General features: G+C 73.7%; 16 protein-coding genes and 1 pseudogene. 6 read left to right on the top strand and 11 right to left on the bottom strand.

Annotated features, from left to right (window positions below; all coding sequences use genetic code 11):
- Window positions 1–2: 2 nt before the first annotated feature.
- The 3 genes from VIW71_RS15130 to VIW71_RS15140 form a co-directional block, all read right to left on the bottom strand.
- Window positions 3–1,628: a nuclear transport factor 2 family protein gene (locus VIW71_RS15130; RefSeq protein WP_331622786.1), complete on the bottom strand. Its 1,626-nt coding sequence runs from the start codon at window positions 1,626–1,628 to the stop codon at window positions 3–5.
- Between the two features lie 451 nt (window positions 1,629–2,079).
- Entirely contained in the window at window positions 2,080–5,025 is a 2,946-nt protein-coding gene (locus VIW71_RS15135) for a tetratricopeptide repeat protein (protein WP_331622787.1), read from the bottom strand.
- A complete protein-coding gene (locus tag VIW71_RS15140) occupies window positions 5,022–6,833 on the bottom strand; it encodes an HSP90 family protein (protein ID WP_331622788.1) in 1,812 nt (603 codons plus the stop codon). The genes VIW71_RS15135 and VIW71_RS15140 overlap by 4 nt, the downstream gene beginning before the upstream one ends.
- A 328-nt stretch (window positions 6,834–7,161) precedes the next feature.
- Between VIW71_RS15140 and VIW71_RS15145 the strand changes: the two genes are divergently transcribed.
- The 3 genes from VIW71_RS15145 to VIW71_RS15155 all read left to right on the top strand — a co-directional run bounded on the left by VIW71_RS15145 (window position 7,162) and on the right by VIW71_RS15155 (window position 11,018).
- Window positions 7,162–8,577, top strand: a complete 1,416-nt coding sequence (locus VIW71_RS15145) for a GNAT family N-acetyltransferase (RefSeq protein WP_331622789.1) — start codon at window positions 7,162–7,164, stop codon at window positions 8,575–8,577.
- 84 nt (window positions 8,578–8,661) lie between these two features.
- Window positions 8,662–10,350 carry a DUF885 domain-containing protein gene (locus VIW71_RS15150; RefSeq protein WP_331622790.1) on the top strand — a complete coding sequence of 563 codons (1,689 nt, stop codon included), beginning with the start codon at window positions 8,662–8,664 and terminating at the stop codon, window positions 10,348–10,350.
- A 143-nt stretch (window positions 10,351–10,493) separates the two neighbouring features.
- Window positions 10,494–11,018 (top strand): GNAT family N-acetyltransferase, encoded by a 525-nt coding sequence (locus VIW71_RS15155; RefSeq protein ID WP_331622791.1) that lies wholly within the window; start codon window positions 10,494–10,496, stop codon window positions 11,016–11,018.
- A gap of 444 nt (window positions 11,019–11,462) precedes the next feature.
- Here the strand turns inward: VIW71_RS15155 and VIW71_RS15160 are convergent, their stop codons facing one another.
- The 4 genes from VIW71_RS15160 to VIW71_RS15175 all read right to left on the bottom strand — a co-directional run bounded on the left by VIW71_RS15160 (window position 11,463) and on the right by VIW71_RS15175 (window position 17,083).
- On the bottom strand, window positions 11,463–14,831 hold the full coding sequence (locus VIW71_RS15160; RefSeq protein WP_331622792.1) for an AAA family ATPase: 3,369 nt from the start codon (window positions 14,829–14,831) through the stop codon (window positions 11,463–11,465).
- Complete coding sequence (locus tag VIW71_RS15165) at window positions 14,831–16,099, bottom strand: exonuclease SbcCD subunit D (RefSeq protein WP_331622793.1); 1,269 nt, start codon at window positions 16,097–16,099, stop codon at window positions 14,831–14,833. Before VIW71_RS15165 ends, VIW71_RS15160 begins: the two co-directional genes overlap by 1 nt.
- Window positions 16,100–16,253: 154 nt before the next feature.
- Entirely contained in the window at window positions 16,254–16,355 is a 102-nt protein-coding gene (locus VIW71_RS15170) for a dioxygenase (RefSeq protein WP_331622794.1), read from the bottom strand.
- A 101-nt stretch (window positions 16,356–16,456) separates the two neighbouring features.
- Window positions 16,457–17,083, bottom strand: a complete 627-nt coding sequence (locus VIW71_RS15175; RefSeq protein WP_331622795.1) for a YigZ family protein — start codon at window positions 17,081–17,083, stop codon at window positions 16,457–16,459.
- A 168-nt stretch (window positions 17,084–17,251) separates the two neighbouring features.
- Between VIW71_RS15175 and VIW71_RS15180 the strand changes: the two genes are divergently transcribed.
- The gene (locus VIW71_RS15180; RefSeq protein WP_331622801.1) at window positions 17,252–17,656 is read left to right on the top strand and encodes a CoA-binding protein; all 405 of its coding nucleotides are present in this window, start codon (window positions 17,252–17,254) and stop codon (window positions 17,654–17,656) included.
- Window positions 17,657–17,858: 202 nt separating this feature from the next.
- On the opposite strand, the gene VIW71_RS15185 is transcribed toward VIW71_RS15180, so the two are convergent.
- From VIW71_RS15185 to VIW71_RS15195, 3 genes are all read right to left on the bottom strand, one after another.
- Window positions 17,859–18,617, bottom strand: coding sequence for an acyltransferase (locus VIW71_RS15185; protein ID WP_331622796.1), 759 nt, complete (start codon window positions 18,615–18,617; stop codon window positions 17,859–17,861).
- A gap of 314 nt (window positions 18,618–18,931) precedes the next feature.
- Window positions 18,932–19,594: a DedA family protein gene (locus VIW71_RS15190; protein ID WP_331622797.1), complete on the bottom strand. Its 663-nt coding sequence runs from the start codon at window positions 19,592–19,594 to the stop codon at window positions 18,932–18,934.
- A 127-nt stretch (window positions 19,595–19,721) separates the two neighbouring features.
- Window positions 19,722–20,174, bottom strand: a complete 453-nt coding sequence (locus tag VIW71_RS15195; protein ID WP_331622798.1) for a DUF4442 domain-containing protein — start codon at window positions 20,172–20,174, stop codon at window positions 19,722–19,724.
- Between the two features lie 72 nt (window positions 20,175–20,246).
- Here VIW71_RS15195 and VIW71_RS15200 point away from each other — a divergent pair, with 72 nt between their 5' ends.
- Window positions 20,247–21,356: a hypothetical protein gene (locus VIW71_RS15200; protein WP_331622799.1), complete on the top strand. Its 1,110-nt coding sequence runs from the start codon at window positions 20,247–20,249 to the stop codon at window positions 21,354–21,356.
- A 162-nt stretch (window positions 21,357–21,518) separates the two neighbouring features.
- Window positions 21,519–21,719: pseudogene (locus tag VIW71_RS15205) on the top strand (IS200/IS605 family transposase); the annotation flags it as partial.
- Between the two features lie 219 nt (window positions 21,720–21,938).
- On the opposite strand, the gene VIW71_RS15210 reads toward VIW71_RS15205, so the two are convergent.
- The gene (locus VIW71_RS15210) at window positions 21,939–24,125 is read right to left on the bottom strand and encodes a bifunctional polysaccharide deacetylase/glycosyltransferase family 2 protein (protein WP_414720752.1); all 2,187 of its coding nucleotides are present in this window, start codon (window positions 24,123–24,125) and stop codon (window positions 21,939–21,941) included.
- Between the last annotated feature and the right edge of the window lie 873 nt (window positions 24,126–24,998).

The raw sequence follows: 24,998 nt of genomic DNA on the forward strand, positions 1-24,998 counted from the left end.
CTCTATGCCGTCAGTTCCGGCCAGAGCCGGTGGGCGACGGCTTCCGGATCCCAGTGGACCACTGCCTGAGCGATACGGCCGGTGGTGGAGAAGACGAACTCCTCCCGACCCGAGAACTCGACTTCGCCGCCCTGGTAGGCGACGGAACATATGGTCCATTCGACCGTCGCGCGGTTTCCGTCGAACGTCGTCGAGCGGATGCTCGCGCGCATTTCGGCGAAGGTGGTGAACATGGACCGTACGAATATCCCGAGCCTCGCCCCGCCGATGAACGGCCGGGTCCCGGGCATGTCGTACAGCCTTCCCGTCTCCGGCTCGAACAGTCCCGCCCAGCCGTCCGCGTCGCGCTCCTCGAGGCACCGGAAGTAGTCCCGTACGCGTCGCGCCATCGTCTCAGGGGGGCACGGACCGTCCTCCTCGCCCGCGGCGGGCGGGGGATTCCAGCCGGCCGCCCGCTCGTTGGCGAGCACCAGGCTCCCGGCCAGCGGCGCATACCGCAGGTTGGTGTACTTGGCGAAGTCGTAGTGCGCCTGGTTGAGCTGCGGGACGGGCGGCTGGGAGGCCCGGTCGATCATCTGCGTGACCTCGTACCCGAGTGAACCCGTCATATGGGAGCCGAGTACGTCCAGCACGAGCAGGTAGTGGTGGAAAAGGAACGCCTGGAAGGACTTCGAGACGGCTTTCAGGGCACGCAGGTACTCGTGCATGGGGAGGGTCCCGCCGGTGCGCGAGAGCAGCCGCAGCAGGGTGACTCCCTGGTCTTCGAGGGCCTTGAGCAGCGGCGCGGCCGATTCGTGGATCCGCATGAGGAGTTCGCGTACCGCCTGCGACTGGGCGCCGCTGCCGTCGCGCAGCCGGACGCGCAGCGGGTGGTAATCGCTCAGATCCATCAATTCCAGTATCTGCCCGGCCGCGCTCGCCCGGGACACCGCGCGCACCGCCATCCGGAGCATCCGGGCACCTTGGCCCCAATCGCCCTCGCCGGCCGCGGCGGTTCCGGACTCCAGGCAGTGGTTGGCGATATGCAGCCAGCACTCGGTGATCTGGTGCGCGGTGCAGAAGATGTGGTCCTCCGGGCCCTGGGGATCATCGCTGCGCAGACCCCACACCGCCGCCGGGCCGACGACCGCGGCGTAGTCGAGCCGGGGCTTGTCGACGGACCGCGGCGGTACGGGGATGTCGAGCCGCCGGCACGCCGCCGCCACGGTCTCCTCCACTCCGGTCCGGAACGCGACACCGCGGTGCGCCTCGAAAAAGCTCCAGGCCACGCCGCGTACCCGGTCGGGGCCGAGCCGGAACAGCACCTCGTAGCCGGAGTGACCGGAGGGCGGCGCGCCGGCCGCGGAACGGCTGTACGCGTGTGCCGGCGGCGAGTCCTGTGTGGCCAGGAATTCCCCGAGGACCATCAGGTTTCCGCTGAGAAGGTCCGTGAACCCGTCGATACGCCGCTCGGCGAACGCGGCGGGGCGCTGGTCGCGCAGCGCGTCGTCGATGAGACGCAGACACAGTTCGGCGCTCTGATATCCGGCGACGACCGCGGTACCACCGACCCATCCAGGAATTGCGTCCCAGCCGGAGGAGAGCTCCTGGAACCGGATGTACAAGTTATAGGGGACGGGTTCGGCCATCACTTGCCCCTCGGTCTGACGGTCACGGTGGACACTCCGATGTCGAGTGAGCGCGACGCTCGCTGAATGCCTGCCCCATGTGGCACATGACGGACATTCACCCATGCGGGCATTACAAATACATCACAACCCGACTACATTGCCACCACATGGTGTAGGCGATCTCATGCGTTTCCGGCCGACCGGTGCTCGGGTCCGCACCTCCGGATGCCCTTGTGGACAAGCGCTCTGACCAGGATGTTTACTGCGACCTGACGCACGTGGACCCATGGCGGACGGTGAATTGCACGTTTCTCATGCGTGGCGTCGTAGCGCGGATCCCTCGCTGCCGAGCACGTCTTCCACGGCCATGGGACAATCCCGCCACCGTATTCCGCTTGCGTGGCGTTTCCGCTCCGGCGCACTCGCGCGACACGTCTTTCCTGTCGTTCGGGCACGGCTCGGGCGGCGGCTATTCCGCCTCCGGCTCCCCCACCTGTTCGAGGACGGCCGCCGCCTCGGCGAGGCGGGACTGCGCGAGGGGGCCGGTGGCGCCGGCGTATTCGGCTGTGACGGCGAGGGCCCGGGTGCGGGCGGAGGCGGGGCGGGAGAGATCCGCTTCGAGCCACGCGGCGAGGAGGGTGGCCGCGGTGCGGTCGTCGCGGGCGTCGGGGCCGAGCGGGGCGAGAGCGGCGATGGCCAGGTCGGTGAGCGTGAGGGCCTCCTCCGCGGCGGCCGAGGCGGAGGAGGCGTCGGAGCCGGCAGCGGCGCGCAGGACGATTTCGGCGGTCTGGCGGTATGTGTCGGCCAGGTCGATCCGCAGGTGAGTGGCGCTGGTGGGGTCGGCGGCCACCGCGAGGGCCTGCTGGGCGGCCTTCAGGGCGGTGGCCATGAGGGTCCGGGCGGGGGCCGGGCCGGCCCGGCCCCCGCGCAGTTCGATCCAGGCGCGGGCGCGCAGCGTGCGGACCACGGCGTGGGGGTCGCCGAGCGTCCGCCAGAGGGATTCGGCGCGGGCGTAGGCCCGTACCGCCTCGTCGGCCAGGCCCGCCCGGTTGAGCGCGTCCGCGGCGAGGTTGGCGAGCATGGCGTGGTCGTAAGGGTCGTCCCAGGTCTCGGCGGTGCGGGCGGCCAGCAGGTACTGCTCGGCGGCCTCGCGGGGTTCGCCGAGTTCGAGCTGGCACTCGGCCAGCCACCAGCGGGCCTGCACCGCTTCGCCCTCGTCGTGGGCGCGTTCGAGATCGGGCAGTACGGATTCCAGCACGGACGCGGCCTCCGCCACGCGGCCCAGCCGCCGCAGCGCTCCGCCGAAGAGCAGCCGGGCGGTGGCTCCGGTGCCCTCGCTGTCGCCCGCCTCGTCGGCCCACTGCGCGGCGTCGAGGGCGTGCACCGCGGCGTCCGCGTCCCGGCCGAGCGCGGCCGCGGCCTGGGCGGCGATCAGGTACAGGGCGGCGCGGTGCGGGGGTTCGACGACGTCGGCGCCGTGGGCGAGCGCGGCCACGGCGTGCTGTACGGCGCCGGCCGGCTCGTCGTGGCGCAGACAGAGGTCGGCCAGCGCGCTCTCCGGCTCGGCGGCGTACCAGGGCTGCCCGGCCTCGTGGTGCAGGGCGGCGGCCCGGGTGAGCAGGTCGATCGCCTCCTCTTCGGCGCCGCGGCCGGCGGCCAGCCGACCGAGCATGACGGTGGCGTCGGCGAGGCGGCCGAGCATGCCGGGTTCCGCCCGGTGCTTCTCGCTGAACGCGGCGACGTCCGCGGCCAGTTCCTCGGCGGCGGTGAGCGCGGCCTCCCGGCAGTCCGGGTCCGTGACCGACTGCAGCAGGATGCGGCAGCGCAGCAGCAGGGCGCCGGTGAGCTGCCGGGCGGTGGCCTCTCCCTGGTCGTGCAGGGCGCGCAGCAGCGCCGACTGCTCGTCGACGGCGCGCAGGGCCTCGCGGACCGGGCCGGTCAGCGCCCGGGCGTACGCGGCGCGGGCCCGGCAGGCGGCGGCCTCGCCCGGGTCGCCCGCCTCCTCGAACTGCCCGGCGGCGCGCCGGAAGAGCTCCGCGGACCGGCCCGGGTCGCCGATCGCGGTCATCGCCGCGTGGTCGGTGATCTCGGCGCGGGCGGTGGCGTCCAGAACCGCGCCGCCGCGTTCCGCGGCGCGTTCGACGGCCGTCCACGCCTCGTGGGCGCGCGGGTGGCCGCCTTCGCTGAGGCGCCGCGCCTCGGCCACGAGCGCGGGCAGGTCGTCACCGTTGAGGTCCGGTAAGAGGGCCCGTGCGGTGTCGGTACGGGCCGGGGGGCGCGCGAGTGCGGGGGCCGGGCGGGCAGGCCGTATCCCGAGCGGCAGCCGGTCGGCCAGCGGCTGCCGGGTGACGCGGTCGCGTACCGCCGTGGACACCGCGCTGGTGCCGTTGCGTTCGTCGAAGCGGCGGGCCAGGTCCAGGGCCCGCGACCGGGCGTGGTCGTGCAGATCGGCGGCGGTCCACTCGCGGCCGGCCGGTCCCGGCACCGGCTGCTCGCCGTGGCCGAGCGCGGTCAGGCGCGCGGTGAGCAGGGCCGTGACGGCGAGGTGGTCCATCAGGCTGTCGGGGTCGCCGGTGGCGGTGAAGTACTCCGGGTGCTGGGCGAGGATCTCCAGGCCGCGGGCCTCGTTGCCGGTGAGCGCGCAGAACTCGACGTGCTGGGCGACGGCCGCACGCATGCTCTCCATCGCACGCACCATGCGGTAGCCGCGCAGATGGTTGGCGCGTGCCTCGTCGTCGCGGCCGAGCCGCAGCAGCGGCAGCAGGGACGAGGCGAGGACGGCGTGCGGCTCGTGGGCGCAGGTCAGTTCGCCGCCGAGCATTGGCTGCCAGCTCTCAATGGCGGCCTCGTCCTGGCCGCGGTGCACCTGCCAGACACCCTGCAGGTGCAGTTCGCAGGCGTGGCAGTCGCTCATCTCGTCGCGGTCGGCGGACTGCCAGGCGGCGTAGGCGCGTTCGGCGCGGTCCAGGTCGCCGATGTGCCGGGCGATCCGGAACTCGCCCTGCCGTACCGCCCGTTCCGAGTGCCCGGCGAGCCGGTAGCGGTGCTCCATCTCGGCCTGCCACTTCTCGATGGAGGCGAGCGGTATGTGCGGCTGGTCGAGCATGCCGCTGGAGACCCACTTGAAGTACCAGTGGAGGCTGTGGACGGCGAACTCGTCGAAGTCGGCCGGGTTCTCTTCCCACATCCGCAGCGCCTTCGCAAAGGGCACGAACTTCTTGTCCGACTCGGAACTGTAGTTGTACACCGTGAGCAGGTTGAACAGCGCCTCGATCAGCAGCGGCCGGTCACCGCTGCGTTCGGCCTCCTCGGCGAGGTGTTCGGCGCGGGCGTTGCGGGCCGCGCCCTCGGGTTCGGCGCTGTTCTCCTCGATGGCCCGACGGATGTCGTCGATGCTGCGGGCCCTGGTGCTCATCGGCCCTCCTCCTGGTCGTCGGGGTGCCGCGTGGCCCACTGGAGCAGGTCGAGGAAGGCGCGGTTGAGCAGCGCGGAGTCGGCCGGCCGCAGCGGGCGCTGGGCCATCAGCAGGGCCTGGCCGTAGAGGGCCTCGACAGCGGTGCCCACGAGTTCGGGGGACGCCAGCGTGCCGATGCGGCGGACCAGCGGGTTGAGCTGGTTGAGCACCAGCCGGGCGCGCGGTCCGCTGCCGCGCAGCGAGCCGAGGATGCCGGCCCACAGGTCGTCGGCCCGCTCGGCCTCGTCCTCGCGGGCCCGTTCGTGCCGGGCGGACCGGTCGTCCAGGTGCAGGGCGGGTACGGACACCGGGTGGAACGTACGCACGACGACGTCACAGCCGAGCGGGTCGAGGGTGGCGCGGGCGGTGCCGAGGAAGCCGGAGAGCGCGAGTTCCAGGTCGGGATCCACGGTGTCGAGGTGCGCGGTGACGGTGTCGGCGTCGAGTTCGGCGACCGCCGTTCCGGGGCGTACCCGCGGCAGCATGCCGACGAGTTCGGCGTCGTGGGTGTATCCGCCGTTGACCACGCCCATGCCCTGCGCGGCGGCGATGGCGGCGACCTGGCGGAACTCCTCGACGGTCCGGGTGAAGTGGACGGTGGCGTGGCGGCGGGCGAACTCCTCCAGGGAGAGCTGCCCGTCGGTCGTCTCGAACGGCAGCCAGGGCAGCATGACCCGCAGCAGGTCGGGGTCGTGCCGGGCGAGGGTCTTCACACCGAGGTGGTGCACCGACAGGAAGTGGGTGAGGCGGTCGGGTTCGCCGGCCGCCAGCGTCGTGAGCCACTCCCGGATGCGGTCGCCCAGCGCGTCGCGGACCGCGGCCAGGGTCTCGTCGGCGTAGAGGTGCTCGCGTGAGGCGGTGGGCCGCAGGGTGTCGGTGTCGATGACGCAGCGGATGAAGAAGGCCCAGTCCGGGAGGAGGTCGTCGGCACGTTCGGTGAGCAGCATGCCCTTGAGGTGGATGCGGTGTCCGGCGCGCTGGGCGGGGCTGACCGCGGTCGGCAGGACGTACGCCACGCCGCGCACGCCCGCGACGGGCAGGTCGAGGTCGATGACGTCCAGCGGCAGGAAGCCGAACTGCTCCTTGCAGGAGCGGGCCAGCTCGACCCGGCGGGCGGCGGCGCCGGGGTACGAGCGCTCCCACACCGGTGGGCGGTCGGTGACCGGTTCGCCGTCGACCCGGACATCGTACGGCAGCAGGGAGCCGAAGTCCCGGGCGAGCGTGGCCACCCGCTGCGGGGAGAACCAGTCGTGCGCGCCGGGCCGGGCGGTGAGGTGGACGGTGGTGCCGGGTTCAACGCGGGCCGCGGCGGGCAGGGTGCGCACGGTGTACGAGCCGTCGTCCCGCGCGGTCCATTCGACCGGCGGCGACTGCGGCAGGCGCGCGGAGCGGCTGACGACCCGGATGGTGTCGGCGACGACGAAGCAGGCGAGCAGGCCGATGCCGAACTGGCCGAGGAATCCGGCGCGGGCGTGCTCCAGGCCGTCGCGCTTGGAGCTCCGGCCGATGGTGGCGAGCAGGCTGTGCACATCGGCCTCGGTGAGGCCGATCCCGGTGTCCTCCATCCGCAGCCCGCCCGCTTCGGTGTGCAGCAGGACGTGCGCCGGCGCCCCGGGATCGATCGCCGTGCGGGCGGTGATCGCGTCGATGCCGTTCTGCAGCAGCTCCCGCAAATAGACCTTCGGACTGGAGTAGAGGTGGTGGGACAGGAGGTCCACCAGGCCGCGAAGATCGACCTGGAAGGTGTGCGGTGTCTGTTCGGCAGTCATCGTCGCAGCGCCGGTGGGGGGCGAGATTCGGCGCGGGTTGGGCGGCTCGGGTCCGCGGCGGGCGAGGTCGGGCCATCGTAGGGGTCGGGGACCCTGGTTGACCATGGCGAACCCCGGGCGCCGGGCGCCGCTGCGGGTGGACGCTGGTTCTTGGTCACCGGGACGGATCTTCACGGCCATGGGGGCACCGATGCCGGTTCCGGCGCACACCGGCCGCCGGAAGTGACAAAGGGGTGAAAAGGGTAAGTCAACCGAGAGGATCCACCCTTTACCGTCTGGTCATGGGACGTTCGTGATCACGCAACAAGCGTTCGGCATGGTCGGGTGTATGCCTCACCTGACTACTGCTCGTGCCAGCGCCCGGCGCCGACACCGGGGCCGTGAACTCCTCGAAGTGGCCGCCCTGTTCACGGCGCTGGTCGCCGCCGGTCTCGTGGCCGGCCTCGTGCACCACGGCCCCGACGGCACGGTGCTGCTGATCACGTCGTCCCTGGGGCTTCTCGCGACGGCCGGATGCCACGCGTATCGGACTCACCGCGCGTACCGCGCCGAGCCGCCCGTACCGGCGACCGAACCGGCCGGGCGGCCGGACGACGACGCGCCGACGCTGTGGCGGATGCGGACGACCGTCCGGGACACCCCTGGCACGCTGGGCGCGGTGTGCACGGCGCTGGCCGGCAGCCGGGTGGACATCATCACCCTCCAGACGCACCCGCTGGCCGACGGCACGGTGGACGAGTTCCTGCTGCGCGCGCCCGCCGCGCTGCCCGCGGGGGCCCTGGTGCTGACCGTCGCGGAGGCGGGCGGCACCGACACCTGGATCGAGCGGGCCGACGCCCACGACCTGGTGGACACCCCGACCCGGATGCTCACCATGGCCACCCGGACCGCACTGGACGCGGCCGAACTGCCCCTCGCACTGCGCCAGTTGTTCGGCCGGTGCACGATCCGGTCCACGCCGGCCGGAATCGAGGACGACGAGCCGGTGGCGGACGACGCGCTGAGGCCCACCGTGATGCGGCTGCGCGACCCGTCGGGCGGCACGATCACCGTGGAGCGCGACTACCTGCCGTTCACCCCGACCGAGTTCGCGCGGGCCCGCGCCCTGGTGGAACTGGACGCACAGCTCGGCGTGCGGATGCCCGGCAGCCGCCACGTACTGACCCTCCCGGAGGGCAACGAGATCACCATGCGCCGGGCGAGCCCCGAGGACCGGGCCGCCGCGCTGGCGATGCAGGAACGCTGCTCCCCCACGACGCTGGCGCTGCGCTACCACGGCCCGGTCGCGGACGCCGAGAGCTACCTGACGCACCTGCTCAGCCCGCGCTTCGGCCAGTCCCTCGCGGTCGAGACCGCCTCCGGACGGCTGGTGGCCCTCGGCCACCTGTTGTGGGACGGCGACGAGAACGAGGTCGCGCTGCTCGTCGAGGACGAGTGGCAGCGGCGCGGCATCGGCACGGCACTGCTGCGCAGGCTCGTCGATCTGGCGACGGAGGCGGGCCGCGACAGCGTGTACGCGGTCACGCAGTCGACCAACACCGGGATGGTGGCGACCATGCGGGAGCTGGGGCTGCCGCTGGACTACCAGGTGGAGGACGGCACGCTGGTGATCACGGCGTCGCTGCCGACGGCGAAGGCGGCACAGGGGGTGGAGGGCGTGCAGGGAGTGCCCGACGAGCAGGGCGCGTCCGGTCCGTCGGCGGGCGCGAGGTCCGCGGACCCGGTGTGGGGCGCCCAGCCGTGACCGTGCGCGCGGGCGCCGACGCGTAAGGTATCCGGGACCCCATGGTGGTGACGCGGGGCCGGTCGGCGTACCAGGATGGGCCGCATGTCCACCACCACCAGCGGTTCGCTGCCCCGCCAGGTCGCCGACAGCTACGTCGACGATCTCCTCGAACTCGACCCGATCCTCGGTACGTACCTCGGCGTGCCCGCAAGCTACCGCCGCCTGCCGGACTACTCACCGGCCGGCGCCGACGCCCTGGCGGCGCTGGCCCGAACCACGCTGGACCGGCTGACCGAGGCCGAGGCCCGGCCGGGAGCGGAGAGCGACGCCGAGCGGCGCTGCGCGCGGCTGCTGCGGGAACGCCTCACCGCGGAGTTGGCCGTGCACGGGGCCGACGAGCACCTGCGCGCGGTGAGCAACCTCAACTCGCCCGCGCACAGCGTCCGCTCGGCGTTCACGCTGATGCCGACCGAGACGCCCGAGCACTACGCGGACCTCGCGGCCCGGCTGCGGGCGGTGCCCGCCGCGCTGGACGGCTACCGCGCGTCGCTGGCGGAAGGTCTGGCGCGCAAGCTGCCGGCCGGGCCGCGGCAGGTGGAAACGGTCATCGGGCAGTTCACCGAGTGGGTCGGGGACGGCGGGGACGGGAGCTGGTTCGCCGCGCTGACCGCGGACGGGCCGGCGCAGCAGCGCGCCGAGCTGGACCGGGCGGCGGCCGGGGCCACCGCCGCGTACGCGGCGCTGCGCGACTGGCTGCGGGACGTGTACGCGCCCGCCGTCGCCGGCGCGCCCGACACCGTGGGCCGTGAGCGCTACGCCCGCTGGACCCGGCTGTGGAACGGCACCGACCTCGACCTCGACGAGGCGTACGCGTACGGCTGGTCGGAGTTCCACCGGCTGCGGGAGGAGATGATCGCCGAGGCCGGGAAGGTCCTGCCCGACGCCGGCCCGTGGGAGGTGCTGCGGTACCTGGACGAGCACGGCCGGGCCATCGAGGGCGTGGACGAGGTACGCGACTGGCTCCAGGGCCTGATGGACGAGGCGATCGCGGCGCTGGACGGTACGCACTTCGAACTCGCCGAGCGGGTCAAGCGGGTGGAGTCCCGGATCGCGCCGCCCGGCGGCGCCGCGGCTCCCTACTACACCGGTCCCTCCGAGGACTTCTCCCGGCCCGGCCGGACCTGGCTGCCCACCATGGGCAAGACCCGCTTCCCGGTCTTCGACCTGGTCTCCACCTGGTACCACGAGGGTGTTCCCGGCCATCATCTGCAACTCGCCCAGTGGGCGCACGTCGCCGAGAACCTCTCCCGCTACCAGGCGACCGTCGGCATGGTCAGCGCCAACGCCGAGGGCTGGGCCCTGTACGCGGAGCGGTTGATGGACGAACTGGGCTTCCTGACCGACCCCGAGCGGCGCCTCGGCTACCTCGACGCCCAGATCATGCGGGCGATCCGCGTGATCGTGGACATCGGTATGCATCTGGAACTGGAGATCCCCGCGGACTCCCCCTTCCACCCGGGCGAGCGCTGGACCCCGGACCTGGCCCGCGAGTTCTTCGGCATGCACAGCGGACGGCCCGCCGACTTCCTGGACAGCGAACTCATCCGCTACCTCGGCATGCCCGGGCAGGCCATCGGTTACAAGCTCGGCGAGCGCGCCTGGCTCACCGGCCGCGCCGCCGCGCGGGCCGCCCACGGCGACGCCTTCGACCCGAAGTCCTGGCACATGGCAGCCCTCTCGCTGGGCTCCCTCGGCTTGGACGACCTGGTCGCGGAGATCTCCGCCCTGTAGCCCTGGGGCCGGGCTCCGGGAGGTGTCCCGGGGTCCGGGCCACCGCCCGCCGCCCCGGCGGGGTTCCGTGCCGGAGTCGGCCGTTACGCTGCTGTCCTCCGGCCCCGGCGGGGCGTTCCCTTCCGACAAGGCGGTACGGCTCGATGACCTTGCACGCTTCGCACGACCGTGGACGGCTGGTGCTGTCGCAGGGGCGTTTGACCCTGCGGGAGCAGCTTCCCGAAGAGGCCGCGCTGCTGGCCGAGGGCAAGCCCGCCGCGCTGGTGTGGATCGACGGGGTGCCCGGCGACGGGACGGTCGGGGCGGCCTCGATGACGGTGTCGGCTGCGCAGGCCGGGGTGTACCGGCCCGGCTGGGGGCTGTTCGCGATCACACGGACCGAGGACGGGACGGCGCTCGGCGGTGCCGGTTTCCACGGGCCGCCGAACCGGGGAGCGGTGGAGATCGGTTACGACCTGTCGGCGTCGGGGCGCGGCCAGGGCTGGGCGACCGACGCGGCCCGGGCCCTGTGCCAGTGGTCTCTGGGCCAGCCGGACGTCATGGTGGTCCTGGCCACCACGGAACCGGGCAACCGGGCGTCGCAGGCCGTACTGGAACGCGTCGGTTTCGTACGGGTGGCCGACCGCGGGGAGCTGTGGGCGTACGAGCTGACGGCGCTGCCCGCGTGAACAGCGGGGCGTGTCCCGGCCCTGGCCGCTCCCCTGCCGTCGTCGGCAGCCGCGGTCGTCCGCGCCGCCGGGCGCGGTGAGCGCGCCGTCCTCGCACCGCGCGGCGCCGCCGGCGGACCGGCGGCGAAGGCCTCGGGTATCCCGTACCCCGTCCCCCGGCGAACTGCGGGATCGGCCCGGTCGGCAGGCGGAGGACCGCGCCGGGTAGGGGGGTGCCGGTCCCGCGACCGGGTGCCGCGGAAACCGACCACCGCGCAGGGGGTCGCCGCCGGCAACCGTCTCGATGCCGCCCGGCCCCGTCACCGACCGCGTCCGGCGGCGGCGCCTGGGAGAGGCGGAAGTCGCCACCGAGAACTCCGCGGTGATCGACCACGATCGCACCGGATGAGCGCGGACCACCGTCGAACCAGGGCACCCCGGGGAGCCGGGGCGTCCGTCCCCCGCTCACCCCGCCCTCGCGCCCACGGTCTCGGCTCCGCGGCCGTCCCCCGCGGTCCGCAGCCGCACCGTGGAGCCGTCCCGGCCCTTGACGACCCGCAGTTGGGCCGGGATGCGGTGGCGCAGGTCGGCGACGTGGCTGACGATGCCGACCGCCCGGTCCCGTTCGCGCAGGCCGTCGAGGACGTCCAGCACCTCGTCGAGGGTCTGGTCGTCCAGGCTGCCGAAGCCCTCGTCGATGAAGAGGGTGTCCAGCCGGATGCCGCCGGCCTCGTCGGTGACCACGTCGGCGAGGCCCAGCGCCAGGGCGAGCGAGGCGAAGAAGGTCTCGCCGCCGGAGAGCGTGGAGGTGTCGCGTTCGGTGCCGGTCCAGGCGTCCACCACCATCAGGCCGAGCCCCGACTTGGACCGGCCGCCACTGCGGGCGTCGCTGTGGACGAGGGTGTAGCGGCCCGCCGACATGCGCTGGAGCCGGACGCCCGCGGCGGCGGCGACCTGCTCCAGGCGGGCGGCCAGGACGTACGTCTCCAGCTCCATCCGGTACTGGTTCTCCGCGGTGTTCGCCGAGGCGAGGTCGGACAGCCGCTTGATCCGGGCGGACTCGGCCCGGGCGGGGGCGAGTTCGCGCACCCGGGCGGTGGCCTGACGGCCGAGGCGGTCCAGTTCGGCGCAGCGGGAGGCGGCGGCGGACTCGGCGGCGGAGGCGTCCCGCAGGCTCCGGGTGGCCGCCTCCAGGGTGGCGTTCGCGGCGGCCGGGTCGGCGGGCGGCGCAGTCGCGGCGGCGGCCGGTTCCGGCGCCGCCAGTTCCGTCTCCAGCGCGGCCTCCTGGCCGGCCCAGGCCTCGGACCGCCGCTCGGCGTCCCGCAGTTCGCCGGGGGGCAGCAGCGCCGCGGCGGCCTCGGCGGGCGAGGCGTACCCGGCGCGGGCCACGGCCTCCATGAGGCCCGCCTCCGCCTCGGCCAGCCGCTCCGCGCTCTCGGCCCGGTCCCGTACGGCGCGCGCGGCGCGCTCCAGCAGGTCGATACGGGCGGCCAGCCGCTCCCGGCGCGCCGCCACGCTGGCGTGGCCGGCCCGGGCCCTGTCCGAATCGGCGCTCAACCGCTCGTACTGCTCGTCCAGTTCCTCGCGCCGTGAGGTCCGGGCGGCGGTGCGGCTCAGCGCCTCCTGCCGCTGCGCCGCCCTGCGGTCGCGCTCCTCCTCCGCCCGCGCCAGCGCCGTGCGGGCCTCGGTCACGTCGGCCGCAGCGTGCGCCACTGCCGCGTGTTCCGCCTCCAGTACGGCGTAGGCGGCGGCCAGTTCGGCCTGCGGGGTGTCGCCCGCGGTCGCGGCGGCGGCCTCCAGGGCGGCCCGCACGCGCAGGGCCTCGCCCCGCGTCCGCTCGTACGCGCCCGACGCCCGCTGGAACCCGGCGTACGCGGCGTCCTCGTCGGCCCGGGTGATCCGCGCGTGCGCGGGGCGCGCGGGCGCCGGGTGGTCGGGCGACCCGCACACCCGGCACGGCTCGCCCTCGGCCAGTTCCCCGGCCAGTTCGGCGGCGATCCCGGCGATCCGCGCCTCCCTCAGGTCCTGCCACGCCTCGCGTGCCTCGGCCGTACGGTCCCTGGCGTCCCGGGCGGCGTCCTCGGCCCGCGCCGCCTCGGCGGCGAGCGCGTCCCGTTCACCGGCCGCGTCCCGCCGCCTGCGTGCCGCCTCGACCTCGCCCGCCAGCTCGGCTGCCCGCCCGGCCGCCTCCAACGCGGTGTCCAGCCACCCCTGAAGCCCGCCCCGCAGCCGGGGCCACGCCTCCAGCCACCCGTGCGCCTCCCGCGCGGCCTCCTCGTCCGCCCGTTCCTCCCGTTCCAGCTCCGCCTTCCGTTCCCCGATCGCCCGTAGCCGCGTCTCGGCCTCCTCCGCCCCCGCCAGGCCCCCCAGCTCTTGCCGCAGCTCCCCGACCCGCCGCGCCACCACATCGCCGAGCAGGCCGCCCGCACCCACGGTGTCCTGCGTGCCGCTCGCTGCGGCGGCAGGGCCCCGCTCCCCTTCCGGGGCACCGAAGCGGCGCGCGGCTTCGACCGCGGTTGTGCGGGGGTCGACGCCGCACGGGCCGAACGAGCCCTCGGTTGCGTCGCCCGCCGGGTCCGCGGAACCGTCCGCGCCGTCTCCGGCGGGTTCGCCCCACCGGTCGTCGGGGCCTCGGCGAGAGCGCCCCTCGGCGCTCTCCACCCGTCCCGCGGCCGAGCCCGTACGACGGCAGGCGCCTTCCCCGCGGGCACTGTCCGGGGCGCGTCGGGCGGACGGCAGGAGGGGGGAGGCGGGCCCGGCCGCGGGGAGGTGCTCGCCGGCTGTCGCGAGTGCGGCGGCGGCCTCGCGGGCCAGGGCGAGGGTGGCGGCGTGGTGGGTGGCGGCCTTGCGGGTGAGCGCCAGGGCGGGCTCGACGGTGGTGGCGCGGCGGGCTTCGGCGAGGCGGGCGCGGGCGGCGGTACGGGCGGGGCGTTCGAGGTCGAGGGCGGCGGCGCGGCGGCGGGCCTCTGCGTGGCGGGCCTGCAAGGCGTGCAGTTCGCGGGCGGCGGCAGCCGCGGAGGCCGCGGCGCGGTGGGCCTCCTCGGACCGGCCGACCGCCGCGCGGGCGATGCCGTACTCCTCGCGGGCGTCGCAGCGCAGCACCGCGGCCCACTCCAAGAGGTGTGCCGCTGTGTCGCCTCGGCCGTCGCCGAGTTCGGGCTCGGGGCCGGGGCCGGCGGCCTGCCGCATCCGCGCGGCCAGCCCGGTGAGTTCCTGGTCGGCCCGCGCGAGCTGCCGCTCGGCCTCCAGCTTGCGGTCCCGCAACCAGTGTTCGACCGCCTTGAAGCGGCGGGTGTCGAAGAGCCGCCCGAGCACGGTGGCGCGTTCGGCCGCGCCGGCCCGCAGAAACGTCGAGAACTGCCCCTGCGGCAGCAGCACCACCTGGCAGAACTGCTCGCAGCTCATCCCGATGAGCTGCCGGATCTCCTCGCCGACCTCCTGGTGGGACCTGGACAGCCCCCGCCACTGCCCGCCGTCGTACTCCCGCAGCAGCGTGACCGCCTTGTCGGTGGTGAACCCGCTGCCCCGCTTCTTCGCCCGGAGCTGCTCGGGACGCCGGGTGATCTCCAGCCGCCGCCCGGCGAGGGTGAGTTCGAGCACCACCTCGGTGGGCGTGCCGGGTGCGGCGTGGTCGCTGCGCAGCCGCGTGGCCGGGCGGGCGCCGGGGACCTGTCCGTACAGCGCGAAGCACACGCCGTCCAGGACGGAGGTCTTGCCCGCTCCGGTGGGGCCGTGCAGCAGGAAGAGCCCGGCGGCGGACAGTTCGTCGAAGTCCACGGTCTGGGTGGCCGCGAAGGGCCCGAAGGCGGTGAGCCGGAGGTGGTGCAGTCGCATCAGGCGCCGTCCGACCGCGGGGCGCCGGCCCGGCCTGTCGACGGTACGTCGCTCCCCCCGCTCCCGGTGGTCCGTCCGTCGGTCCCGCGCCCGGTCGTCCCTACCGCGTCGTCGCGTTCGGTCCGTGCCGCCTCCGCGCGTACCGCGTCGAACGCGGTCCGCAGCAGGTGCCGTTCGCCGGTGTCCGGGGCGGACCCGCGGACGTGCGCGAGGAAGTCCTCGGCGATCTGCTGGTCGCTGCGGCCCCGCAGCCGCTGGGCGTAGGAGGCGGCGGGGTCGGCGTGGCCGGTCTCGGGGTCGAAGGCGAGGGCGAGGACGTGGGGGAAGCGCCGGGCGAGCGCGGCCATCGGTTCGTGCGGGCGGACGGGATCGGTGAGGGTGGCCTCCACCCAGGCCTCGGTGTGGCGTTGCAGCTTGGGGTCGGCGAGCAGGTCGTCCAGTCTGCCGCGCAGGCGGGCCAGCGGTCGCGGCACGGGGGTGTCGATCCGCTCGGCGTCCACCTCGCCGCCGGCGCCGAGAGTGACCAGCCACATGCTCTTGCGGTGGTGCTCCTCGGAGAAGGAGTACGCCAGCGGCGACCCGGAGTACCTGATCCGCTCGCCGACCGTCTGGCAGCCGTGCAGGTGGCCGAGCGCCACGTAGTCGACGCCGTCGAAGACGGCAGCGGACACCGCTTCGACGCCGCCCGCGGTGATGTCGCGTTCGCTGTCGCAGGGCGCCGCGCCGGTGACGAAGGCATGCGCGAGGACGATGCTCCGGGTGCCGGCCGGGCGCGCGGCGAGGTCGGCCCGGACGCGGTCCATGGCGGCGGTGAGCACCGCCGTGTGGTCGGCCCGTTCGACGGCGAACTCCTCGCGGGCCAGCGCCGGTTCGAGATACGGCAGCCCGTAGACGGCGACCTCGCCGTCCGCGTCGGGCAGCACCACGGGCTGGTGGCAGGTGAACGGATCGGTCCGCAGATGGATGCCCGCCCGGCCCATCAGACCGGCCCCGACGCCCAGCCGCCGCGCCGAGTCGTGGTTGCCGGAGATCATCACGGCGGGCACGCCGAGGTCGGCCAGGCGGTGCAGCGCGTCGTCGTAGAGCTCGACGGCGGCCAGTGGCGGGACCGCTCTGTCGTACACGTCGCCCGCCACCAGCACGGCGTCGACGCGCTCGGTGCGCACGGTGGCCACCAGGTGGTCGAGGAAGGCGCGTTGCGCGTCGAGCAGGCTCACCCGGTGGAACGACCGTCCCAGGTGCCAGTCCGAGGTGTGCAGAAATCTCACTCGGTGGCTCCCACCCGCACGTTCGCGCCTCACCGTTCCCCGACATCGGCGCCGGCCGGCACCGCGATCCGGATTGTAGACGCCGGAGCCGGCGGCCCACCGCGGGGAACGATACGCCACGTCCCGCCGCACACCGCGAGGACCCACGGCGTCCTCACACCGCGAACACCTGCCCGTCGTCGGCGAACGCCTCGAACTCCGGCGCGTTGCCCGCCGGGACGCGCGGGAACATCGTCCACCCTTCCCGGGCCGCCAAGCGCGGACACGACTCGATGACGAACGTGGTGCCGGCCGTCCGCAGCCGCGGCGAGACCTCCCGGACCCGGGGGAAGTTGGGGGTACGCGGGGTCAGCGGGGTCAGACGTTCACGTACGCGCTGCCCTGGACCACGTACGACGCGGTCCCGGAGGTGGTGTCGGCCAGCCAGGATCCGAACGCGGGGACGTCGGCCTCCGGGACGCCGAGGCGGAAGGTGACCTCCGCGCCGTAGGACACCTCGCGGACGGCGTGCCCGGCGGCCCGCAGGTCGTTCTCCAGCCGTCCGGCCCGCTCGTGGCCGGCGGTGACGGTGACCAGGGCGAGCCGCCGGCGCTCGATCGTGCCGATCTCGTCCAGGGCCGCGGCGACGGCGCCGCCGTAGGCGCGGACCAGGCCGCCCGCGCCGAGCTGGACGCCGCCGTAGTAGCGGGTGACCACGGCGACGGTGTCGCGTACCTCCCGGCCGAGCAGGACCTGGAGCATCGGGGTGCCGGCCGTGCCGCCGGGCTCGCCGTCGTCGCTCGCGCGGTGCAGCCGCCCCTCGGGGCCGATGACGTACGCGAAGCAGTTGTGGGTGGCGCCGGAGTGTTCTTTGCGGACGCCGCGGATGAACTCCTGCGCCGCGTCCTCGCTGTCCGCGGGGGCCAGCGCGCACAGGAAGCGCGAGCGCCTGATCTCGCTCTCGTACACCCCGGCGCGCGCCACCGTCAGATACCGGTCGACCATTCCGCCAGCGTAGGGGGTGCTTCGGTGGGGGTGGCGCGGGGGCGGGTCGGCGCGGGCGCGGGAATGACGGTGACCGGTTTCCCGTTCGACCAGGCACGACGAGGATTCCCCCGGACGATCGCGGGATCACCGGGGTGGCTCGATGGTGGCGAGCGGCTGGAGGACGGCGTGTACGGCGACGCGGCGACGGTACGGAAGATCCTGACCGGCACGGGTGACACCTGGGCGGTGGTGGGCCTGTCGAACAACACCTCGCGGGCCGCTTACGGCGTGGCCGCGGTGCTGCAGCGGTTCGGCAAGCGGATCGTGCCCGTCCATCCGAAGGCGGAGGCCGTGCACGGCGAGCAGGGGTACGCCTCGCTCGCGGACATCCCCTTCCCCGTGGACGTGGTGGACGTTTTCGTCAACTCCCACCTCGCGGGCGCCGTCGCGGACGAGGCGGTGACGATGGGCGCGAAGGCCGTCTGGTTCCAGCTCGGCGTGGTCGACGAGGAGGCCTACGACCGGACGCGCGCCGCAGGCGTGGAGATGGTCATGGACCGCTGCCCGGCCATCGAGATCCCGCAGCTCTGAGGGGGATTCCCGTTCCGGGGCGGGACGGGACGGCCTGTGCGGTCGGGGCCGGTCGCCTACCGGCCGCCCACGTGGACGCGGACCGCCCGGACCGTCCTCGAAGGAACCGATCGGTGCGCGCATACCGGGAACCTAACAAACAGTGGCGAGACGACGGCACCGGGTGTGCGGGGCCGCCCGGTCTGCGGCGGATGCCGGCGGTTCAGGTTCCCGGCGGGTCCTCCGACTCCCGCAGGGCCAGCAGTTCTCGGGGGGTGACGCCGTCGGGGACGGGCCGGGGCGCCGGGGTGCGCAGGGGCGGCTGCCAGCCGGTGGCGGGCTCCCAGCGCCGTACGATGCGGGCCGGTGCGCCGGCGACCACCGCGAAGTCCGGGACCTCGCCGCGTACCACCGCGCCGGCCGCGACGACCACGTTGCGGCCCAGGCGGGCGCCGGGCAGGATCACGCAGCCCGAGCCGAGCCAGCTCCCGCTGCCGATCTCGACGGGCGCGGTGCGCGGCCACTGCTTGCCGACCGGCTGGGCGGTGTCGTCGTAGGAGTGGTTGTCGCTGGTCACGTAGACGTAGGGGCCGCAGAAGACGTCGTCGCCGAAGACCACGGGGGCCGAGGCCACCACATGGCTGCCGCGGCCGAGGACCACGCCGTTGCCGAGCCGCAGCACCGGCTCCGGGCCGAGGTCGAGGCCGGGCATCATGCCCGCGGCGAGGGTGACCTGCTCGCCGATCACGCAGTGGTCGCCGAGGTGGATCCAGGGCTCGCCGAACACGGTGCCCTGCGGGAAGGCGAGCCGGGTGCCCACACCGATCCGGCCGAACCGCAGGGGCCCGGGGCGCGCCGCGGTGACCGCGCCCGCGTCCTGCACCCAGCGCCAGCAGCGGTGCACCAGCCGGGAAACCGTGCGGCGCCGCCAGGCGGCGGCTCCGGCGACCGCGGAGAAGAACACGTTCGCGTTCCTGGGCACCGGTCCACCGTATACGGTGCGGTGGGCCGGCGGAGGAGCGGCCTGCGGACGGCGGGCAACGGCGGCCGTGAGGGACCAGGAGTGGGCCGGGGACGGGGGCTGACGGCGCGTGATCGCCGGCCGGCGCCCGGAGGTCGACGCGCGGGCGGCGCGGCGGACTCCGCCTCCGACGCGAACTGCCTGGGCGCCGCCTGCAACGCCGGTGATCCGCGGCGCGTACCACTCTTCGCCCGCCCCGATGCCTTCGGCGCGGCGGCACCCCCAAGAAGGACACCTCCGCGGTCGCGGACGGCCGGTGCTCCGGACGTCCCCGGCTACGCGCTCTCCCCGGTTCCCGCCGCGGCCGGTTCCAGCTCCCCGGCCCGTTCCATCTCCGCCTGGGTCTTCGCCGCGCGCCACCGCACGAACAGCAGCGAGCCGAGGCCGAAGAGCACGGCGACGCCGAGACCGACGTAGCCGAACCGCTTGAGCCACGGTTCGACGACCTGGCCCGCGCAGTAGATGGCCGCGGTGATGCCGCCGGCCCAGAGGATGCCGCCGAGGGCGTTGGCGGTCAGGAACCTGCCGTACGGCATCCGCAGCACACCGGCCAGCGGTCCGGCGAAGATCCGCAGCAGTGCCACGAACCGGCCGAAGAAGACCGCCCACACGCCCCAGCGCTGGAACGAGCGCTCGGCGGTGGCGATGTGACCGGGCGAGAAGTGCCGTGGGAATCTGCGCCCGAGCCGGTCCAGCAGCGGTCTGCCGCCCTTGTGGCCGATGGAGTAGCCGATCGAGTCGCCGACGACCGCGCCGATGACGGCACTCAGCCCGACCAGCCAGGGGTTGGCGTGCCCCTGGCTGGACATCAGCGCGGCGGTCATCAGGACGATCTCGCCGGGCAGCGGGATGCCCACGCTCTCCAGACCCACCACCAGACCCACCACCAGGTAGACGGCGACAGGCGGGACGCTGTCAAGCCATTCCTCTATGTGCACAGCCGGTCCCCTCCCGCGACGACACTCTGACGCACGCACGCGGCGCACAGTTCCGAAGCCTAACCGACCGGTCGGACAGTCCGGCCCGGTCGGCGGGGAGGAGGTGGGCGCCGCCGCCCGCCCGGGCTCACGTGTTCGGGCGGAGCGTCCAGACGATGGTCATGTGCCCCGTCTCGGCGCCGTCCGCCCGCCGGATGGACACCTCCACCGGGAACTCCGGCCGCTGCCCCGCGTCGAGTTCCGCCACGACCTCGGCGGCGGGCCGCCCGAGCCGCGCGGTCGCGGTCACCTGACCCATCGCCAGCTTGACGAACGCGATCTCGGCGCGCACCGCCAGCGGTACGGCCCGGCCCAACTGGTCACCGAAGGCGCCGAGCACCACCGCGCCGGAAGCGGACTCCGCGAGGGTGAACATCGCGCCCGCGTGCGGCCCGCCCACGTGGTTGTGGAAGGCCGGCTGGTCGGGCAGGTGGACCACGGCGTGTTCCGCGGTGGTCTCGCCGTACTGGAGATCGAGGGTGCGGACCATCGGCACGGTCGCGGTCAGCAGCTCGCCCGTCGAGGGCAACGTCTCGGACATGGGGTGATGTTACCAGTCGGTAGTCACCTCCGGCGTGGAACCGCCGACCCCGCTCCCCTAGTGTTTCCAGCCATGTGGCCAGGAGATCAGCAGCCCGGGGGACAGCAGTACCCGCAGGGCAACCCCCCTCAGCAAGCGCAAGGACCGTACGGGCAGCCGAACCCGTACGCGCAGCCCGGTTATCAGCCGTCGGGCTACCGGCAACCGGAGTACCCGCAGACACAGCCGTACGGGACGCAGAACCCGTACGCCCAGCCGGTCGGCCACCCGCAGCAGCCGCCCGCCGGCTACCCCGCCCCGCAGCCGTGGGGCCCGCCCGCCCCCGGCGCTCCCGACGGCCCGCCGCCCGGCAACCGCCGGAACCTGACGATCGGCATCGCCGTCACCGCGGCCCTCGCCGTGATCGCCGCCGTGGTGATCGGCGCGGTCTCCCTCACCGGGGACGGCAAGAAGAACGAGGCGAAGGACCCCGCGCCCACGCCGGGCGCCCCGACCGCGACGACCCCCACCCCGTCCCCGGCCACCCCCACCGCGACCGCCCCCGCGGTCGGCGGCGGATCGGACGACTCGCCGCGCGGCGCGCCGGACTCCGTGGACATCAAGCCGGTCGTCCCGGGCTGGCAGGTGGTCAAGCGCGGCGAGCGCAACGTCGCCTTCGACGTGCCGCCGGACTGGACCCTCGACAGCGAGGGCACGACCATCGGGTTCGAGGACAAGGACCACAATCCGGCGGTCGCGATGGGCGCGCCCGCGTACTACAAGCACGACTGGTGCACCAACGGCAGCAGCACCGCCGACCGCGGGGCGGTGGGCACCAAGGGCGCCAACGGGGCGAAGAGCATACGCAACGCCGCCGAGGTGCAGGCCGAGGCGTGGGCGTACTGGGCGTACGAGAACGACGGCAAGGGCACCTTCTCCAAGGCCCAGCGCAGCCGGCCGTTCAGCAACGCGCACGGGATCACCGGCTGGCAGGCACAGGCCGGCGCCACCGGCATCCCCCGGACCAGCAGGTGCTCCTCGGACGGTGCCGCGTACACCGTCGCCTGGGTGGACCCGACGCAGAGCGACCCCACCAAGCGGCTGGTGGTGTGGGTGCTCTACTGCGACCGCGGGGTCGCCGACGAACTGCCGGAGTCGACCATCGAGAAGATCAAGAGCTCGATCCGGCTGATGAGGAATTGACGTGCTCCCTGGCCTCAAGTCCAGGGATCCCGGCCTGGGTCGTCTGACCCTTGCGGGGGCTTCCTGCTTCAACGCGCTGCGCGGGCACGGGTACCCGTCCTACCGCGGGCGCACCCGAACGCACTCGCCGGCGCACGGCGCTGGGTGGCATCCGGGTAGGCCTCCGCCCGCCGGATACGCCAGGAGTTCACCGGCCACATCGACACCGCCACCATGCACGGGCACCTGTGGTCGCCCTCCTACTTCTCGGCATCGTGCGGCGGAGCACCGTTGGCGATCGTCCGCCAGTACGTCGAACAGCAAAAACACCCGCTCCAACGTGCACGTCGGAGCAGTCACGAGATGCATTCGTCCCCAGCGTGAACGACGACGAGTCGGCAGGCGGCGCCGGGTGCTGGGCGAGTTCGCCACCCGCGCCGGCCGTGCTCCCTTCCGCCGTCGGGGGTGGGCGTAGAACCTTCGATCTCGTCACGGTGTGTGAGTGCTTCCAGGCCAGCTCGCCCCGGAGGCCGTAGTCGGCGTGATCCGACGGATCCGCGTCCAGGCACGACCAAAGCCGGATTCCGCGGGCCGCAGGACCGCTCACGGCTCGGGGGCGGACGGCTGAGGAGGCAGCATCACGTCTCCGGTGCGCTTGAGCCGCTGCCAGGGCAGACGGTATCCGTTGATCGCGGTGAGGCACGCCTGGATGAGGACCAGATACATCAACTGGCGGTAGACCACCTGCTGCAGAGGAAGCGCCCACAGGGGCCGGAGCCTCTCGCCGTCGAGATGGAACGCGTAGAGGGCACAGAGCGCCTGCACCGCCAGCACGGCAGTCCAGGCCAGCATCGTGCCGAGCGGGTTTTGGAACACCAGGCCGTAGAGGGTCAGGATGTCGATCAGTGGGGCAAGGAGGGGGGTGAGGATCTGGAAGACGGCCAGCAACGGCAGGCCCAGACGGCCGAAGTGGCCCGCATGGCCGGACTCGAGCAGTGCGTGACGGTGCTTCCAGGCGGCCTGCATCGTGCCGTAGCTCCACCGATAGCGCTGGCGCCACAGTTCCCGCAACGAGCCCGGCGCCTCGGTCCACCCGTGTGCGTCGTCCGCGTATCCGATCTCCCACCCGGCCCGGTGCAGGGCCATGGTGATGTCGGTGTCCTCGGCGAGGGTGTCGCCGCTCATCATCCCGGCCTCCCGCAGGGCCGCACCGCGGAAGGCCCCCACGGCGCCGGGAATGGTGGGCAGGCAGCGCAGCAGATCGTACATTCGGCGGTCGAGGTTGAAACCCATGACGTACTCGATGTGCTGCCACCGGCCGAGCAGACGCTGGCGGTTGCCGACCTTGGCGTTCCCGGCGACGGCGCCGACGCGGGGGTCGGCGAACGGCTGGACGAGGTGGCGGACGGTCGAGGAGTCGAAGACCGTGTCGGCGTCCATCATGACGATGAGGTCGTGGGAGGCCCGCAGGATACCGGTGTTGAGAGCGAACGGCTTGCCACCGTTGGGCCGGCGGATGACGGTGACCTCCGCGATGGCGAGTGATTCGGCGATGTCGGCGGTGCCGTCGTCGGAGCCGTCGTCCACGACGATGATCTCGACGGGATGGTCGCTCGCGGCCAGGGAACGGAGCGTCTTGGTGATGCACAGCCTCTCGTTGTAGGCGGGAATGACGACGCTCACGGGTTCGGTGACGGGCCGGCCCGGGGCGGTGCGTGGGCGCATGCGCTGACAGGCATGGCGACGGGCCAGAACGAGCAGCAGCGCACACCGTGCGAGGACGAGCGATCCGACCACCAGCAGCAGCACGCTGACGACCGACACGACCGTCCCCGACACGGCCACGGCTGCCACGAAGACCCTGCCCTTCCACAGGGCCGTGCCGTCGACGGGGCGGGTGAAGCTGTCGGCGCCGACGACGTCGGCGAGGGTGATGAAGCGATAGCCCTGCGCCTGGAGGCGGGGGATCAGGGTTTCGAGGGCTTCGACCGTCTGAGACCTGTCGCCTCCCGCGTCGTGCAGGAGGATGACCGAACCCTTGCCCGGTACGTCCGGCATGGCCGCTTCGGCGATCGCCCGGGCGCCCGGCCGCTCCCAGTCCCTGGTGTCCTGGTCGATGAATGCCAGGATGTACCCGTTGTCGCCCAGGCGCCGGGCCACGGACCATGCCGGGTCGTCCAGGGCGGAGGTGGTCGCGGAGTAGGGCATCCGCAAGAGCGAGCTGTTGATGCCCCCGGCCCCTGCGACGGCTAGCTGGGTCAGCGCCAGTTCACGGTCGATGCTGCTCGCGGACTGGGTGGTCAGGTCCGGGTGGGAGAAGGTGTGTACACCGATCTCGTGGCCGGATCTGACCACGTCACGCAGTACGCCGCCGTGGCGGGCCGCCTTTTGCCCGGTGACGAAGAAAGTGCCGGGTATGCCGAAGCGGTCGAGCGTGGCCCTGATGCGGGGCGTCCAGGTGGGATCGGGGCCGTCGTCGAAGGTCAGGACCACGGTCCTGTCCGGCGCGTGGTAGGTCCGCAGATGGCCACGGGTGGTGTCGACGACCGGGCCGCCGTCGACGACCTCCCTCGGGACGCCGGTGGTCGGTCGTCCGCCGTGCCCTTGCTGATCACCGGCGAAGCCCCTGGTGGTATACCCCTCGACCAGGAGCACCGAGACGAGAAGTGTCAGCAGTACCAGCGGAACGACGATGCGGAAGCGGTGCCGGGACCGCCGGGGCGCTGGGACCTGCCGCGCACCGAGCGAAGCTGACGGGCGGCGGGCCGACCGGTGACGGCTCCGCCGCATCAGGGAGCCTCGGCCGCCGGTGCGCCGGAGGGCGGGGAAGTGCCCGGGTCCTCGGACGGTGCTGCGGGGCTGGTCGCCGGCGGGGTGGGCAGCGGCGTTTCCGCCGGGGGGTCGGGTGCTGGCGCCGTGGGCGGGTCGCCGGTGCCTGGAGCCGGTGCAGGCGGGGCAGCGGGAGCGCCTCCGGTGCCAGGAGCCGGTGCAGGCGGGGCAGCGGGAGCGCCTCCGGTGCCAGGAACGGGTGCAGGCGAAGGATCATCGGGGGCCGGGGGTTGGGCCGGTGGTGGCATCGGTGTCTTGGGGGCTTGTGGTCCCTCTGTGGCCGGGGGCACCAGTGCACTGGTGATCGGCGGGCTTCCTGGCGTGGGGGGCGGGAGAGCACCAGGCGGGCCGGACACAGGGGTGAGTTCCGGAATGGGCAGGGCACTCGGACCGGCTGCGGTCGTCGGGTCGCCGGGCACCAAGCCCCCCAACGCGAGTGTGCCGCTGGGCGCCGAGGGCGTTGGGCCCGAAGGTCCCGGGAGGAGGGGAGGAAGCAGGGGTGCCGGGAGATCGCCGCTGCCACTCCCGGCGGAACCGGGGACTGCCGGTTCCGGTGCAGCAGGGGGGACGGAGACGCCGGGGACGGGCAGGATCGTCCCCGGCGCGAAAGGCGTTGCTCCAACCAGGCTCAGCCCCAGCACGCCCATGTACGCGGCGGCCAACCCAGCCAACCCATAGCCGGTACGCCGGAGCATCCGCGCGCGGTGGCCGGTGGAGTCGACGAACACAGGGCCGCCTGCGACGGTCACCGAGTCGCTTCGTATATGTCCTGATATACGGGTATGAAGCGCCATGCGTTCAGCCTACGTCGCCGTAGGGCGTGACCAGCAGAGG

Origin of the sequence: Streptomyces sp., from assembly GCF_036524955.1 — a bacterium.
In the GTDB taxonomy this organism is placed as follows: domain Bacteria; phylum Actinomycetota; class Actinomycetes; order Streptomycetales; family Streptomycetaceae; genus Actinacidiphila.